13 protein-coding genes are annotated in these 14,894 nt (G+C 55.1%); 3 read left to right on the top strand and 10 right to left on the bottom strand.

Translation table 11 applies throughout. From position 1 onward, the window contains the following. Positions 1-53: 53 nt before the first annotated feature. From LMS44_RS17590 to LMS44_RS17580, 3 genes are all read right to left on the bottom strand, one after another. Positions 54-563, bottom strand: coding sequence for a hypothetical protein (locus LMS44_RS17590; RefSeq protein WP_022522135.1), 510 nt, complete (start codon positions 561-563; stop codon positions 54-56). Positions 564-685: 122 nt separating this feature from the next. Next, positions 686-2,467 (bottom strand): sodium:solute symporter family protein, encoded by a 1,782-nt coding sequence (locus LMS44_RS17585; RefSeq protein WP_278370700.1) that lies wholly within the window; start codon positions 2,465-2,467, stop codon positions 686-688. A 6-nt stretch (positions 2,468-2,473) separates the two neighbouring features. Beyond that, positions 2,474-2,734: a DUF4212 domain-containing protein gene (locus LMS44_RS17580; RefSeq protein ID WP_007113808.1), complete on the bottom strand. Its 261-nt coding sequence runs from the start codon at positions 2,732-2,734 to the stop codon at positions 2,474-2,476. Between the two features lie 709 nt (positions 2,735-3,443). Between LMS44_RS17580 and LMS44_RS17575 the strand changes: the two genes are divergently transcribed. The 3 genes from LMS44_RS17575 (at position 3,444) to ttcA (ending at position 6,981) form a co-directional block, all read left to right on the top strand. After that, positions 3,444-5,291: a DUF294 nucleotidyltransferase-like/CBS domain-containing protein gene (locus LMS44_RS17575; protein ID WP_498945876.1), complete on the top strand. Its 1,848-nt coding sequence runs from the start codon at positions 3,444-3,446 to the stop codon at positions 5,289-5,291. A gap of 5 nt (positions 5,292-5,296) precedes the next feature. Beyond that, the gene (locus LMS44_RS17570) at positions 5,297-5,950 is read left to right on the top strand and encodes a 3'-5' exonuclease family protein (protein WP_278370708.1); all 654 of its coding nucleotides are present in this window, start codon (positions 5,297-5,299) and stop codon (positions 5,948-5,950) included. A gap of 110 nt (positions 5,951-6,060) precedes the next feature. Then, the gene (ttcA, locus tag LMS44_RS17565; RefSeq protein ID WP_476488460.1) at positions 6,061-6,981 is read left to right on the top strand and encodes a tRNA 2-thiocytidine(32) synthetase TtcA; all 921 of its coding nucleotides are present in this window, start codon (positions 6,061-6,063) and stop codon (positions 6,979-6,981) included. On the opposite strand, the gene fnr is transcribed toward ttcA, so the two are convergent. From fnr to ccoG, 7 genes are all read right to left on the bottom strand, one after another. Further along, a complete protein-coding gene (fnr, locus tag LMS44_RS17560; RefSeq protein WP_159177287.1) occupies positions 6,974-7,720 on the bottom strand; it encodes a fumarate/nitrate reduction transcriptional regulator Fnr in 747 nt (248 codons plus the stop codon). The genes ttcA and fnr overlap by 8 nt on opposite strands. 84 nt (positions 7,721-7,804) lie before the next feature. Next, positions 7,805-9,238: an oxygen-independent coproporphyrinogen III oxidase gene (gene hemN, locus LMS44_RS17555; protein ID WP_159177286.1), complete on the bottom strand. Its 1,434-nt coding sequence runs from the start codon at positions 9,236-9,238 to the stop codon at positions 7,805-7,807. A 78-nt stretch (positions 9,239-9,316) separates the two neighbouring features. After that, the gene (locus tag LMS44_RS17550; RefSeq protein ID WP_476488459.1) at positions 9,317-10,009 is read right to left on the bottom strand and encodes a sulfite exporter TauE/SafE family protein; all 693 of its coding nucleotides are present in this window, start codon (positions 10,007-10,009) and stop codon (positions 9,317-9,319) included. Beyond that, positions 10,006-10,251, bottom strand: coding sequence for a cbb3-type cytochrome oxidase assembly protein CcoS (gene ccoS, locus LMS44_RS17545; RefSeq protein WP_022522224.1), 246 nt, complete (start codon positions 10,249-10,251; stop codon positions 10,006-10,008). The genes LMS44_RS17550 and ccoS overlap by 4 nt, the downstream gene beginning before the upstream one ends. Next, a complete protein-coding gene (locus LMS44_RS17540; RefSeq protein ID WP_498945873.1) occupies positions 10,248-12,761 on the bottom strand; it encodes a heavy metal translocating P-type ATPase in 2,514 nt (837 codons plus the stop codon). The genes ccoS and LMS44_RS17540 overlap by 4 nt, the downstream gene beginning before the upstream one ends. Beyond that, a complete protein-coding gene (locus tag LMS44_RS17535; protein ID WP_498945871.1) occupies positions 12,758-13,291 on the bottom strand; it encodes a FixH family protein in 534 nt (177 codons plus the stop codon). Before LMS44_RS17535 ends, LMS44_RS17540 begins: the two co-directional genes overlap by 4 nt. 6 nt (positions 13,292-13,297) lie before the next feature. Next, the gene (gene ccoG / locus LMS44_RS17530; RefSeq protein WP_498945869.1) at positions 13,298-14,734 is read right to left on the bottom strand and encodes an RdxA/RdxB/FixG family protein; all 1,437 of its coding nucleotides are present in this window, start codon (positions 14,732-14,734) and stop codon (positions 13,298-13,300) included. Positions 14,735-14,894: the final 160 nt, after the last annotated feature.

Raw genomic sequence — 14,894 nt, 5'->3', positions numbered from 1 at the left:
AGGCGAAACAACGGGTCGTGTACGACCGTTTGTACCACTGGCTGTTTATTTGTCTAGGCGCATACGTTGTTGAGTAGCGGTGATGTTTCGCGCAGCGTGCGTATCTCTTCGAGGATAGGGTCGCGGGAGTCTTTATCCAGGGGCACTAGCTCACGACTCTCGCAGTTGAGTAGATAGGGCTGGGTGATCAAAATATCGGTGTGATGGCGCTCAAACTGATAAAGGATAAATTCCGCTAAACGGGTGTCATCCTGCTCGGTAATACGGATGTTCTCGCTATCCACCATGCTGAATTTGGTGATCATCGGAATGGCAAAAGTCCATGGGCGCCATACCGCCGTGCTGCTTTCGGTTGAAATGACCGTGGCGGTCTCGGGCAGTTGTGCCTGCTTGTGGTCAAACCAGCTGTACTCCACCTGAACTTGATAACCCAGCATACCCAGTCCGCCACACACCGGGACTATCCATTTGGGTAAACGTTTGCCGCTCAAATTGCGCAGTATCAGGCCAATCCCGGCTGCCGCAAGGCCTGCAAAAACGGCGGCGATCAAGTGCCAAATCATAATTTATCCTTTCAAAAAGCCGTCTATAAAAGCCATCGGGCCTCCCTAAGGAAGCCCGATGATGAGGTCGATTCCAAAGCGTTATCGCCGTATGGCGATAACGCATCAGGAAGGAGTATGACTTAGTGGTCTATCGCCATGCCAGCACCTTTCGGATAGCGAACGCTTTCCACCAGATCCTGAATTTCCTGCGGCGGTGCAGCTGTCACTTTGGAAACCGCAAAGGCAACGGCGAAGTTGATCATCGCGCCTACGGCACCGAAGGAGAGCGGCGAGATGCCAAAGATCCAGTTATCCGGCGTGTTTGCCAGCATATTGGTATCCGGCACGAAGAACCAGCCCAGGTAGGTAAAGATGTAAAGCAGGGTGCAAATCAAGCCCGCCAGCATACCGGCGACCGCGCCTGAGCTGTTCATCCGCGTGGAGAAGATACCCATCATCAGCGCGGGGAACAGTGATGCACCGGCGATACCAAAGGCTAATGCCACCGTTTGTGCTGCAAACCCCGGCGGATTAAGCCCCAGGTAAGTGGCCAACAGGATGGCACCACCCATGGAGATTCGCGCTGCCAACATCTCGCCTTTCTCGGTGATCTTGGGATTGATCATGGTCTTGATCAAGTCGTGGCTGATCGCCGACGAGATCGCCAGCAGCAAGCCTGCAGCTGTCGAGAGTGCTGCGGCGATACCACCCGCTGCAATCAAACCAATAACCCAGCCGGGAAGATTGGCAATTTCCGGGTTGGCGAGTACCAGTATGTCATTATTGACGGTTAGCTCGTTGCCTTCCCAGCCACGATCAGAGTAGTCGGCAGCATCATTATACATTTGGATACGGCCGTCATTGTTGAGATCGTTGAAGGTGATAAGGCCTGTTTCTTCCCATGTACGAACCCAATCAGGGCGTTCTTCGTACAGAATCGGGTTTTGCGCAGCCTCTTCGTAGTTTTCAACCTGCCCCGCCATCTCTGGGTACACGGTGGTCGCCAGATTCAGACGTGCCATTGAACCGACCGCAGGAGCCGTGAGGTAAAGCAGGGCAATGAACACCAGCGCCCAGCCAGCAGACCAGCGAGCATCGGCTACTTTCGGGACGGTGAAGAAGCGAATGATAACGTGGGGTAGACCGGCAGTACCGACCATCAGCGACAGGGTAAACAGCACCATGTTGAGTTTGTTGTCCACATCGGCGGTGTAGTCGCGGAAGCCAAGTGCGCTAACCACGTCATCCAATTTAGCCAGCAGCGGAATGCCGGATTCAGTATGCGTGCTGAACATACCGAACATCGGAATCGGGTTGCCGGTTAGTTGGAAGGCAATAAACACCGCAGGAATGGTGTAAGCGATGATTAGCACGATGTACTGGGCTACCTGGGTATAGGTAATGCCTTTCATACCACCAAATACGGCGTAGAGGAAAACGATCAGCGCGGCTAACCAAATACCCCAGGTGTTGCTGACTTCAAGGAAGCGAGAGAACGCTACGCCCGCACCGGTCATTTGACCGATAACGTAGGTAACCGACGCCACAATCAAGCAGACGATAGCCACTAAGCGAGCGGTGTTGCTGTAGAAGCGGTCGCCGATAAAGTCAGGCACGGTGAACTTACCAAACTTACGCAGGTAAGGTGCTAGCAGCATCGCGAGGATAACGTAGCCGCCAGTCCAGCCCATCAGGAAAGTAGAGTTGGCGTAGCCGCCTGAGGCTAGCAGGCCCGCCATGGAAATGAACGATGCAGCTGACATCCAGTCCGCTGCGGTGGCCATGCCATTGGTGATCGGGTGAACCCCGCCCCCAGCGACATAGAAGTCTTTCGTTGAGCCGGCGCGCGCCCAAATCGCAATGCCTATATACAAGGCAAAAGAGGCGCCGACGAACAGTAAGTTAATTGCAAACTGGCTCATACCGGCTTACTCCCCAAGGCCAAATTTTTGATCGAGCTTGTTCATCTTCCAGGCATAGAAGAAGATCAGCACGATAAACGTTAGGATTGAGCCCTGTTGTGCAAACCAGAAGCCAAGATCGGTACCGCCAACCGGAATACCGGCGAGCAGCGGGCGAAAAAGGATAGCGCATCCGTAAGAAACAAATGCCCAAACAGCCAGGCATCCGAAAATTAAGCGGACGTTTGCTTTCCAGTATTCAGCAGCGTTGGTTTTGTCATCTGCCATTGTGTTGCTCTCCACTTGTGATTTTTAAGGTTGGGAAAGTTCACGAGGAATAGCGTGTGACCCATCAGGGCAATCGCACGTCTAAAGCCACCCTATCGATAGGAGTGGTGAGTCAGCTTCTGTTAGCACATCACCTTATTATTCGATATGAAATGTCGAGTTAGTTAGTGACGTGCGATTACCCTGCATGACTCATTGTTAATACTGGGCAATAAACGTCAAAAAATAAATCCCAGACTTTGGTATCAATAAACGACGAATTGGCTTTTGGTAAGATGCATGTTATTGAAAATACGAGTTTTTAGAGGCTGTTTAAGCGAATTTTGTAGGCGTTTGAAGAGCTATAGGACGATAGTCTAGTGAGCAAATAAAAGCAGTTATTGGCTACTTTAAATACATGTCCTGGGTTTTGCCGGAAGCACGGTTAGTAAGTGTCGATACTTTGGTCGTGTATCAAAAGTCGCTTCGACTTTAGCGTGATAGCTAAAGGTATAACAAGGTTATACTTGCTACTTGGGAAGTGAATCCTTTATACCCGTACAGCCACCTTCATATAATAATCGATAACATTTTTTTTGAAGCGCTGGTGTGGGCCAATTTATGTGGGCCAGTATCGAGTCACGACGTTTATTTATTTTTGCTTATGTCTGCTAGCGCGCCTTAAGACACAACCCGGTTAGTCGCAGCCCGTTTAATGAGGTTATACCCCATGGTCGATGTGGATCTATCCCAACTGCCGTTTACGCTCCTTGACGATGAGGGGCGTGACCACATTCGTCGTGGCATTGACCTGGCCTATTTTGATCGTGACGAAATCATTTTAGAGACTGGCCAAGCGGGTGAGTTCGTTTATCTGATCCATAAAGGCGAAGTGGCGGAAATCGATCCTACATTGCCCTCATCTACCGCGCGTATTGGTCACTACACGGCAGGGGACCTGTTTGGCGCGATCAGTATTCTCAACGGTAAAAGCCGCTACCGCTTTAAGGCTGAACAGGAGTGCCTGTGTTACCTAATGCCTAAAGCACTGTTTCAGCAGCTGTGTCGCCACTATCCTGATTTCAGCAGTTTTTTTCGCCAATCGCTGACCCATAAGGCGCGCCTGATGACCGAAAAGCGCGCCGAAGGTGGCGTCACCATGGCAGGCTTTATGCTGGCCAAGGTAAGCGAGTGCATGCGTGCGCCACTGCTGATGGCAGCGACGACCGATATCGCTAGCGCTGTAAAACAGCTCAACGAAAGTCACGCCGACAGCCTGCTGGTGTCGACCCAGGACGACACCCTCGGCATGGTGACCAAAACCGATCTGCTCAACGCCTTAGTGCTAAAGGGCAGCGCGGTAACATCATCGGTGGATAAGATCGCCCATTTTAACTTGGTGACCGTCGCACCGGATCAGTACTTATTTGAAGTATTGGTGCTGATGACCCGCCATAAAGTGGCGCGGGTGGTAGTGATGGAGCAAAACGTCTTGAAAGGCGTTGTAGAGCTCACCGACGTGCTTAGCTACTTCTCAAGCCGCAGCTATGTGGTGAGCCTGCAGGTCGAGCAGGCGACCAACTTAGAGGCGCTTTCGGCTGCCAGTCAGCGCACCCCGGAGCTGGTCAAAGCGCTGATGGCCCAGGGCGTTAAGCTGCGCTTTGCGATGGATCTGCTTGCGGCACTAAACGGCCGTATTATTAGCAAGGCCTGGGAGTTCACTGTCGATAAGCGCTATCACGAGCAGAGCTGCATGATGGTGATGGGCAGCGAAGGGCGCGGTGAGCAGATTCTAAAAACGGATCAGGATAACGGCTTGATTCTTGCCGATGAAACCCAGTGGCCTGATCTTGCCAGCCATATGCAAACGCTCACCGATACCCTGATTCAGCTTGGTTACCCGCCGTGCCCCGGCAACATTATGGTGTCTAACCCCGAGTGGGTGGCCACGGTATCCCAATGGAAAGGTAATATTGCCAAGTGGGCCAGGGAGCGTGATGGCGATAGCCTGATGAAGCTGGCCATTATGCTCGATGCTCATGGCGTGGCGGGCAACCCGAGCTTGCTTGAGAGCGTGCGCGATGAGCTGTTTGAACGCTGCTCGGGCGATGAGCTGCTGCTTTCCTATTTTGCCCGCACGGCGCTGCGCTTTTCGACGCCGCTGACGCTGTTTGGTTCGCTGAAAAAGCCTCAGCACGGTATCGATATCAAGAAAGGCGGTATTTTCCCTATCGTGCACGGTGTCCGCACCATGGCGCTTGAGCGGCGCATCAAAGCCACCTCGACGTTTGATCGCTTGGATGCCCTGGTTACTGACGGCCGGTTGGATCGCCGTTTTGCCGATGACCTGGGCGAAGCGTTGGCGCTCTTTTCTGAGCTGCGCCTCAAGCAGCAGCTAAGTACGCTGAAAACTTCTGCCGATGCGAAAGAAACTAACGCCCAAAGCAGCAGACGCGCTAACCGTGTCGTGGTGCAGAACCTCTCTTCCCTGGAGCGCGACCTACTGCGCGAAGCGATGCATATTGTCAAAGACTTTAAGCAGCGGCTTTCCCACCGTTACCATTTGGAGTATTCGTGAGCGGAATGCGGCTGTTAGATCGACATGTGACGCTATTTAGCGGCTCGCTGCGCACCTTGTTAAGGCGTGAAAGTGACCGGCGTCGTTGTGCAGACTCCCCCTATGCCTGGCTGTTTCAGCCCTATATGGGCGAAGAGCTGGTGGCGCTCGCCTGCACCGCAACGCCCACGCAATCATCACCTGTGATCAGCGTGGCGGCAGTGGTGCTGAGCCATCAGCAGGTGCATACCAGCCGCGCTTTTGTGATCACCCTTGGCAGCGCGAAGCAGCCCGCGAGCGCAACGCTGCGCCGTCATCACTTGCTGTGCGAGGCGGGGGAGATACTGCCACCAAACAGTGATAACTTGAGCGCGCTAGTAGAATTTATCGGCAATCGGCCCATCGTTGGCTGGCAGTTAGAGAAGCGCATTGGAGCATTGAATGCACTGCTCAGTAAGCGGCTGAATTTTGCCCTGCCCAACGCCCAGGTCGATGTGGCAAAACTGCATCAGCGCCAACTGCGCCGTTTGCACCCGGAGGTCGAAGCGCCCAGCAGCTTCGCCCAGGCGTTGGCATGCTGGCAAGTACCCGTCATGGGCATGCAGAGTGTGCTTGGAGAGGCCACCGCCAGCGCACTGCTGTATATGCGCCTGCAGCGTATTATGGCGCAGGCTGCTTAGGGAGGAGCGACGAGTAGTTGGGTCAAGGCGAAGAGTGTTGTTAGAATAGCGCCCAATTATTTATTTGTAGCGCCTCTACTCTTCACCATACCCTCGGCAGTGCTTATACCATGCAATCTCTTGATCACTTTGATCCTGCTCACCATGATACGGTTGGAGCCACCCCAGCTGACGCTGAGCACGACCAGCCTGAGCTGGCTGATGCGAAGCAGAAGCGTGAATTTAACAAGCTGCAAAAGCGTCTGCGCCGAGAAGTGGGCAATGCGATTATTGATTACCAAATGATCAATGAAGGTGATCGCGTAATGGTCTGCCTCTCCGGCGGAAAAGACAGCTACACGATGCTGGAGATTTTGCGCAATTTGCAGCGCAATGCGCCGGTCAATTTTTCTCTGGTAGCGGTCAATCTGGATCAAAAACAGCCGGGTTTTCCCGAGCACGTATTGCCTGCGTATCTGGATAAGCAGGGCGTGGAGTACCACATTGTCGAGCGCGATACTTACTCGGTGGTAAAAGAGAAAACCCCGGAAGGTAAAACCACCTGCGCGCTTTGTTCACGGCTGCGGCGCGGCTCGTTGTATGGCTTTGCCGAAGAGATTGGCGCCAATAAGATAGCCCTGGGCCATCACCGGGAAGATATTCTCGAAACGCTGTTTCTCAATATGTTCTTTGGCGGCAACCTGAAAGCGATGCCGCCAAAGCTGCTATCCGATGATGGGAAGAATATCGTTATTCGGCCGTTGGCCTACTGCAAAGAAGCGGATATTGCTGAGTTTTCGCGGCTGATGGAGTTCCCAATCATTCCCTGCAACCTGTGCGGCTCCCAGCCTAATATGCAGCGTCAGGTGGTCAAAGAGATGCTCGCCGAGTGGGACAAAAAGTTTCCCGGCCGCCTGGAGAGCATGTTCAAGGCTGTCACCAACATTTCCCCTTCCCAGTTGGCTGACCGCAGCCTGTTCGATTTTGAAGGCCTTGAGGCCAAGCAAGCAGAGCTACTGGCGGGGCGTATCCAAGCCTTTAACGTCAGCTAGCTGTTTGTTCTTCCTCTTCGGCGAGGGTAATCAAGCGCGGCATATCGAGAATGTTGACCTCTCGCCCGGAAACCGCCACCACGCTTTGTTGCTGAAAGCGGCTTAAAATGCGGCTGACGGTTTCCACCGCTAAGCCCAGGTAGTTGCCAATATCGGCCCTCGGCATTGAGAGGCGAAAGCTGTAGGGCGAGTAGCCCCGGCGACGAAAACGGTCCGAAAGGGTAATCAAAAAGGTGGCCAGCCGTTGATCGGCGGTTTTGCGCGAGAGTAGGCGCATCATGCGTCGGTCATCGCGTAACTCTTTGCTCATGCTCCGATACAGCTGGCCACGTAGCTCAGGGATCTCTTCTGAGAGCAAATCCAGGCGGTCAAAAGGAATCTCGCAGACCGTGGTCGTTTCCAGGGCGATAACGCTACCGGGGTAATGCTCTTCGTCAATGCCATCCAACCCCACCAATTCACTAGGCAGGTAGAAATTGGTTAGCTGCTCGCTGCCGTTACCTTCGGCGGTGACCTGTTTCAAACTGCCCGAACGGACTGCGTAAACGCTGGTAAAGGTGTCGCCCTGACGAAACAGCGGCTCGCCTTTTTTGAGTGGTGCACGGCGACGAATAATAGCGTCGAACTGCCCCATATCGTCCAGCTCAAGGGCAAGCGGCAAGCACAGAGAACTCAAGCTGCAGGTTTGGCAGCGAGTTTCGTGGAGTAGTGAGCGACGACGGCTCATGGGTTCCAACATGCGTTGCTCCTTGAGTGGGTCACACTTATCAATTAGAAAATCCTTACTTATTATAGTCGCTTTAGCATGCCTGCAATAAGGTGATTAAACAATCTTAGAATACCGTTGTCCCGTTTGCCCGGAAAGGTGGGTATCAAACGCCATCGCTATATGGCGAATCAGCAGCCGCCCCATCGGCGTGGCGTTAAGCTGATCACCGCTGCGGGTCAGCAGGCCATCCTGTTCGGCGCTCTGCAGGCGCTCGAGCGCTGGCGCAAAGTAGCGGGGGGCATCGATGTTCCAGCGTTGACTAACGGCGGCCAGGTCAATGCCCATATCGCACATCAGCCGCTCAATCACATCCCGGCGGATCAGGTCGTCATCACTTAAGCGTATGCCACGCACGGTGGCAAGCTGCCCCTGATCCAGCGCCGCTTCGTAGCGGGCCAGATCGCTAGGATTCTGCGCATAGACGTCATCAATACGGGAAATCGCCGATACGCCAAGCCCGATTAAGTCGCACTGAGCATGGCTGGAGTAGCCCTGGAAGTTGCGCTGCAGCGAGCCTTCGCGCTGGGCAATAGCCAGGCTATCGTCAGGGCGGGCAAAGTGATCCATACCGATATGCACATAGCCAGCTGCGGTGAGCATTTCGATGGTGGTGCGCAGAATCGCTAGCTTCTCTTCTCCGCCTGGCAAGTCATCGACATTAATGCGCCGCTGCGGGGCAAAACGCTCGGGCATATGCGCGTAATTAAACACAGAAAGGCGCGCCGGGTTGAGCTCGATCACCTGGCGTAGGGTGTTGGCAAAGCTCTTTTCAGTCTGAAATGGCAAGCCATAAATTAGGTCGAGATTGAGCGAGCGAAAGCCCAGGCGATGCGCCTCCTCCATCAGCGTTTCGGTAAGTACCCGAGGCTGGATACGATTAATCGCTTTTTGCACCAGTGGACTTAAATCCTGAACGCCCAAGCTGATGCGATTAAAGCCGAGGGATTCGAGATGGCGCAGCGTAAACACATCCGCTTCGCGAGGATCTATTTCAATCGCGTAATCGCGATCAGCAGACGACGAAAGACCAAAACGGGCGTCCAGGCGATCAATCAGGTCACCCATCTGATTCAAGCTGAGAAAGGTTGGCGTGCCGCCGCCCCAATGCAACTGCTCCACCGGTCGTGATGTATCCAAATGGCGTGCGGTCAGCACCATCTCGCGGTCAAGCCGGGCTATATAGGGCTCGGCAAGGGCAGTGTTTTTGGTAGCGATTTTATTACACGCGCAGTAGAAGCAGATCTTGCGGCAGAAGGGCACATGAACGTACAGCGAGAGCGGACGCTTACTGGCATTGCTACGCTCCAGCGCTTGGGTCAGGTCGCCAGGGGTAAATTGGTCGTGAAACGATAGCGCTGTTGGGTAGGAGGTGTAGCGTGGGCCGTTGGTGTCGTAGCGACGCAGTAACGCTTCGTCCCACACCGGCTGCATAGGGGCTGCGGCAGCAGCGGGTGCAAGAGGCAAGGCAGCAGGGGTATGAACGGGCATGAAGGGGCGCTCCGACGTTAGGATATGCCGCTAGCCTAACCCGTGGTGAGGAGGTAAATGTTGAGCCACGTCATGCTATTAGAGGTTGTGTACCGAAAGTGTCCACAGTTGCCACAGCGCAAAAGCGATAATTGTCAGCGCTGCCACGCTGCGGGTCGCGGGGTGACGTATCAAATGGCTGAGCTGGCGGGCAGCCAGGCCAGTGGCAAGCAGCGCAGGTAGGGTGCCAAGCCCAAAGGCGCCCATGAGTAGAGCGCCCTGAAGCGGGTCGGCAATCGCTAAGCTCCAGGCCAACATGGAGTAGACCAACCCGCAGGGGAGCCAGCCCCAGAGCGCTCCCAGGGCGAAGGCTTGGGGAATATGCACTACGGGCATCAAGCGACGCCCCACGGGTTCGATAAAGCGCCATAGTCGCCGGCCAACGGCCTCCACTTTGAGCAGCCCTTTCCACCAGTTGGCGATATACAGTGCCATTAAGATCAGCATCAGCGCGGCAAATATCTGCAGCAGCAGGCGTGCCGTAGCAGAAAGGGAAAACAGCGTGCCTAGCAGTGCCACCAGCGTGCCTGCGCTCATATAGCTAACAATGCGGCCTGTGTTGTAGCTGAGCAGCAGGCCTCCCATGCGCGCCGGATTACGCATGCTGGGGGGAACTGCAAAGGTGAGCGCGCTCATAATGCCGCCACACATACCAATGCAGTGGGCGCCGCCCATCAAGCCAAACACAAACGCCGCCATTAGCGGCGGCAGATCAAGCCCCGTTGGATTCATGGCCGAGGCTCTTGGTCGTCGGGTGTGTCTGCCGCTGATGGTTCGGAAGATTTTTGCTTTGCCTGCTGATGCTGGCGGCGCTGCTCAGGGCTAAGATCGTTTTCATCCTCATCAAATAGAATGCGGTGCGCTGGGCCTTCTAGGTCATCGAACTGATCATTTTTCACCGCCCAGAAAAACGCCCAGACGGCGAGGCCCAGCAAAATCAGGGAAAGCGGGATCAGCAGATAAAGAATCGTCATGCGGCCACCGGTGTTGAAGTGTCTAGCGTTGGCGCGGGCTGAGGTCGCCAGCGCGACAGTCGCAGGGCATTACCCACCACTACTAGCGAGCTAAGCGACATTCCAATTGCGGCTAGCCAGGGCGGCACCAGACCCATTGCCGCCAGCGGCAGCGCCGAAAAGTTGTAGCACACTGACCAAATCATGTTCTGGCGCATGATACGCCGGGTGGCGCGGGAAATCTCGATGGCCTCAAAAATCCGCATCAGACGTGGGCTGAGTAGCACTGCGTCGGCGCGGGTGCGGGCTAGATCCGTTGCGCCATTCATGGCAATCGCCACATCGGCACCGGCTAACACCGGCACGTCGTTAATGCCGTCACCAATCATCGCCACGGTTTCGCCTGCGGCTTGAAGCTCTTTCATCCGGGCCAGCTTGCCTTCTGGGCTGGTGCCCGCATGCCAGATGGCAATATTGAGCTGATCGGCCAGGCTTTCCACTGCATCCTCGGTGTCACCAGATAGCAGCTCCACGCTTAAGCCCAGAGCCTGGAGGGCTTTGATCGTGGCGGCAGCGTCGTCGCGAACGCCATCGTGCAGGCCAAACCAGGCGCGGGGTGCACCGTTTTCACTAAGCAGCAGCCATTGGCCTTTGGCAGGCGCCGCCATGACGTTATCCACGGCGCTATCTATTGAGCTAGCCATTGCGCCATTTATTGCGCTATCCATTGCAAATTCGGGCTTGCCCAACCGCCAACGAGCGCCGTTTAGGCTCCCTTCGAGCCCTTGCCCGGTGTGGCTGTGAATATCTTTGGCTTGCAGCGTCGCATCGCGGAATGGTCTAAAGGCGCGGGCGATAGGGTGTTCCGAGTGGGCTTCAAGGGCGGCGGCAATGGCCCGTGCACGCTCGGCGGTTAATTCACCAAAGGGCTGGGTTTGGGTAAGGTGCATTTCGCCACGGGTCAGGGTGCCGGTTTTATCAAAAATCACCCGGGTAACGTTAGAGAGCGTCTCCATGGCATCGGCGCGGGTGATCAAGACGCCGCGCTTTCGCAGTTGGCCATGACCAGCTGCCAGTGCCGCGGGAGTGGCCAGCGCCAGCGCGCAGGGGCAGGTCACCACCAGCACCGAAAGTAGCACCCAGAGCATCCTCGAGGGGTCGATAAACCACCAGGCGATAGTCACGCAGGCTGTGACTACTAGCAGGCGCAGCACGAATAGGTGCGCCATACGCGCAGCCATCTGGGCTAGCCGCGGGCGGCTGGCAAAGGCACGGTCGGTCAGATCGACGATACCCGCTACACGGGCATCGCGCCCTGCGTGGGTAACCCTTATCACCAGCGGGTTTTCCATGTTTTGGCTACCGCCGGTAATGCGGTCGCCCACTCGGCGGGTTACTGGTAGGTATTCGCCGGTCAGCATTGATTCGTCCAGGCTCGATTCACCCTCCTCGATGATGCCATCGGCAGGCACGCCATGGCCGGGCTTGATCAATACGCGATCGCCGGGAGTGAGTTCGCTGGCGGGCAGAATACGCTCGCTGCCGTCACTTTCCAGCCGTGTGGCCGAAATCGGCAGTACGCCGCTCAGCGCATTGCCGCTATGGCCGCTGCGACGTCTGGCACGGCCTTCCACGTAGCGGCCAAACAGCAAAAAGAAGGTGAACATGGCCACCGAGTCAAAATAGACCTCACCCACGTTAAACAGCACGGCATAGCTGCTGGCAAGATAAGCGCCACCAATGGCTAACGAGACCGGTACGTCCATGCCCAGTACGCCGGTGCGCAGGTCGCGCAGGGCGTTACGGAAAAACGGCTGCGCGGAGAAAAATACCACCGGCGTGGCCAGGGCAAAGGAGAGCCAGTGAAACAGCGCATAGAAGTCGTCGCTGATTTCACCGGGGCCGGAGACATAGATCGGGATAGAGAACATCATCACCTGCATCATGCCGACGGCCGCAATAATCAGCCGACGCACGTTCATGCGCTCTTCCTGCTGCAGGCGCACCTGGGCTTGATCGGGCTCGTAGGGCTGGGCCTCGTAGCCAATGGCGGCCAGTTCGGCCAGCAGTTGCGAAAGCTTCAGCTGCTGAGGATCCCAGCTCACCCGCAGGCGGTGGTGAGTTAAGTTCACTGCGCTGGTGGCAATTCCCGTTAAGGCATTCAGGCGGTGTTCGATCAGCCAGGCACAGGCGGCACAGGTAATGCCTTCGATGGTGAGGGTTGCTTTGACATTGCCTTCATCGCCGTCGGGGTGAACAAACTGCGCCTGCAGGCCGGGATCGTCAAACACCGACCAGGTATCGACCTTGGCCGCCTGGCGCTCATCCGGACGTTCGGGCAGTTCGGTGCGGTAGCGGTAGTAGCTTTCAAGGCCCCCATCCACGATGGCATGAGCCACTGCCTCGCAGCCAGGGCAGCAGAGCGGATGGGCATGATCATCAAGGGTAATCGACCAGGGAGCCCCAGGGGGCACCGGGTTACCACAGTGATAGCAGGGCGCGGCAGTCGTTACATCCGTTACATCGCTCATTCGCTTGCTTTGCGTCCTCCCGGCAGTAGTGTGACGCCGTTTTCATCGGGGAACGTAGCCTCACCGGTAAGGCGCCAATCGGCATTTTCCAGCGCGGGCTGAATCTGCAGATACCAGCGGTAACGCAGGTTGTCAGGGCCTTGGGTGATATAGCGTCCATCGCGGACATGCTCAAGCACAAATGACTGGTCGCGGTCATTCTCAGTGGGGAAAATAAGGTCAAGATAGAGCGTGTCGGGGTGCGCATCGCCACTTAAATCAACCACAATGTCGCTGGTGAGTGGATCGAGGCGTAGCTTTGCGCTTAGGTTCAGTTCCCGTGCCTGCTCCTGCTTGGCCAATACCATGTTAATGGCTTTGCCATGCTCATAATAATCTTCCTGGACAACCATGCCGTCGAAGCTTTTGATCGACATAACGGCAAAGCCAGTGCTGACGATAATCGATGAAAACAGTAAGCCGAGCAAAAACCACGGCCAAAACTGCTTATACCAAGGCGTCACCTTATCGCCAGAGGGTAGGGATGACATAGTTGCTTATCTCCTAATGTTGCCCAGGAAACTGGTTTCGCGCTCAAGGCGAATATCCGCATCCTGTTGAGCCTGCAGCGTAAATGCAATGGGATGGCTGGGTTGCTGTAAATCGTCGGGATCGGCGGTCACAGTGACGGCTTCGAAGCGCGACTCCCCTGCGGGTACACTTATCGTACTGCTGTCTAAAGTGAGGCTGGGCAATCCAGCAATGCTTAACTGGTAGGTGTGGTCTTGATCATCCAGATTGCGGATAGTCAAGCTAAACACATTGCTAATTTGCCCGTCGCGGGTCACTTGGTAAAGCTGGGTACGCTCGCGTTCAGCGTCAAAATTGAGCGGCATGCGGTCGTTAATGGCCCAGGCAAAGGTGCCCATCATCAGTACCAGCGCGGCGAAGTAGCCGAGCAGGCGCGGGCGCATGATATGGCTCTTTCTGCCCTCAAGGGCATTTTCGGTGGTGTAGCGCACCAACCCTCGTGGATAACCCATTTTATCCATCACACTGTCGCAGGCATCAATACAGGCGGCGCAGGTAATACACTCAACCTGCAGGCCATCGCGGATATCAATGCCGGTAGGGCAGACCTGTACGCACAGTTCGCAATCGATACAGTCGCCATAGCCTGCCTCGCGGGCTTCTAAATGGCTTAGGTTTTTTTTGCGATGGCCACGGGGTTCGCCACGTGATTCATCGTAAGAGACGATCAATGTGTCGCGGTCAAACATGACTGATTGGAAACGCGCATAGGGGCACATGTAGATGCACACCTGTTCGCGCAGCCAACCAGCGTTGAGGTAAGTAAATACCAGAAAAAAACCAACCCAGAAGTAGGACCAGCCGTGAGCTTCAAGGGTGGGGAGCTCTGTCACTAAATCACGAATCGGCGTGAAGTAACCCACAAAGGTAATGCCGGTGGCGAGGGCTATGAGCAGCCAGGCTGTGTGTTTAGCCCCCTTGCGCCAAGCTTTTTCGCCGGTCATCGGTTGGGTATCGAGTTTGATGCGCCGATTGCGCGAGCCCTCGATACGGTGTTCAAGCCAAATAAATAGAAACGTCCAAACGCTTTGCGGACAGGTGTAACCACACCAGACCCGGCCCGCAAAAACGGTAATAAAAAAAAGTCCAAAGGCGCAGATAATCAGCAGCCATGACAGCAGGATAAACTCTTGCGGATAAAACGTGGCACTAAAAATATGGAACTCACGGTTAGGCAGGTCGAATAGGATTAACGGCCGACCTCCGATGTTAATCCAGGGTAAGAGAAAAAATGCCAGCATTAATGCCCAGTTGGCGCTGCGCCGTAACTTTTGAAAAACACCTTTTATTTCGCGCACGTAAATGTGTCGCCGCTTGGCGTATATTTCCTGGGTAATCGTTTCAGAGGTGGCGTGACGCCCCACCGGATTCGGCGTGACGTCTTGGCTTGGTATCTTTTCCATGGCGATATTCCCGGCTCAGAAGGCAGGAGAGGTGGCACCTTTCTTCAACTAAACGAAATGCTCAATTAAACGAAGTGCTTTTTTAAATGTGATGCTTAGTCGCGGTCTAGGCGTTTCGCTAATATTGTATCGGGTTAGGTATAAAGCAAGGGTGCGGTTT

It is taken from the genome of Halomonas profundus, from assembly GCF_020865425.1.
Taxonomy (GTDB): Bacteria; Pseudomonadota; Gammaproteobacteria; order Pseudomonadales; family Halomonadaceae; genus Vreelandella; species Vreelandella titanicae.
This window is presented reverse-complemented; position numbering and strand designations above follow the sequence as displayed.

What these genes read in the sequence shown, in the direction of transcription:
- LMS44_RS17570 (WP_278370708.1), top strand. Translation starts at nt 5,297, where the DNA reads ATGCGGCTGTTAGATCGACATGTGACGCTATTTAGCGGCTCGCTGCGC.
- LMS44_RS17590 (WP_022522135.1), bottom strand. Translation starts at nt 563, where the DNA reads ATGATTTGGCACTTGATCGCCGCCGTTTTTGCAGGCCTTGCGGCAGCC.
- LMS44_RS17580 (WP_007113808.1), bottom strand. Translation starts at nt 2,734, where the DNA reads ATGGCAGATGACAAAACCAACGCTGCTGAATACTGGAAAGCAAACGTC.
- ccoG (WP_498945869.1), bottom strand. Translation starts at nt 14,734, where the DNA reads ATGGAAAAGATACCAAGCCAAGACGTCACGCCGAATCCGGTGGGGCGT.
- LMS44_RS17540 (WP_498945873.1), bottom strand. Translation starts at nt 12,761, where the DNA reads ATGAGCGATGTAACGGATGTAACGACTGCCGCGCCCTGCTATCACTGT.
- LMS44_RS17550 (WP_476488459.1), bottom strand. Translation starts at nt 10,009, where the DNA reads ATGAATCCAACGGGGCTTGATCTGCCGCCGCTAATGGCGGCGTTTGTG.
- LMS44_RS17575 (WP_498945876.1), top strand. Translation starts at nt 3,444, where the DNA reads ATGGTCGATGTGGATCTATCCCAACTGCCGTTTACGCTCCTTGACGAT.
- ccoS (WP_022522224.1), bottom strand. Translation starts at nt 10,251, where the DNA reads ATGACGATTCTTTATCTGCTGATCCCGCTTTCCCTGATTTTGCTGGGC.
- fnr (WP_159177287.1), bottom strand. Translation starts at nt 7,720, where the DNA reads ATGTTGGAACCCATGAGCCGTCGTCGCTCACTACTCCACGAAACTCGC.
- ttcA (WP_476488460.1), top strand. Translation starts at nt 6,061, where the DNA reads ATGCAATCTCTTGATCACTTTGATCCTGCTCACCATGATACGGTTGGA.
- LMS44_RS17535 (WP_498945871.1), bottom strand. Translation starts at nt 13,291, where the DNA reads ATGTCATCCCTACCCTCTGGCGATAAGGTGACGCCTTGGTATAAGCAG.
- LMS44_RS17585 (WP_278370700.1), bottom strand. Translation starts at nt 2,467, where the DNA reads ATGAGCCAGTTTGCAATTAACTTACTGTTCGTCGGCGCCTCTTTTGCC.
- hemN (WP_159177286.1), bottom strand. Translation starts at nt 9,238, where the DNA reads ATGCCCGTTCATACCCCTGCTGCCTTGCCTCTTGCACCCGCTGCTGCC.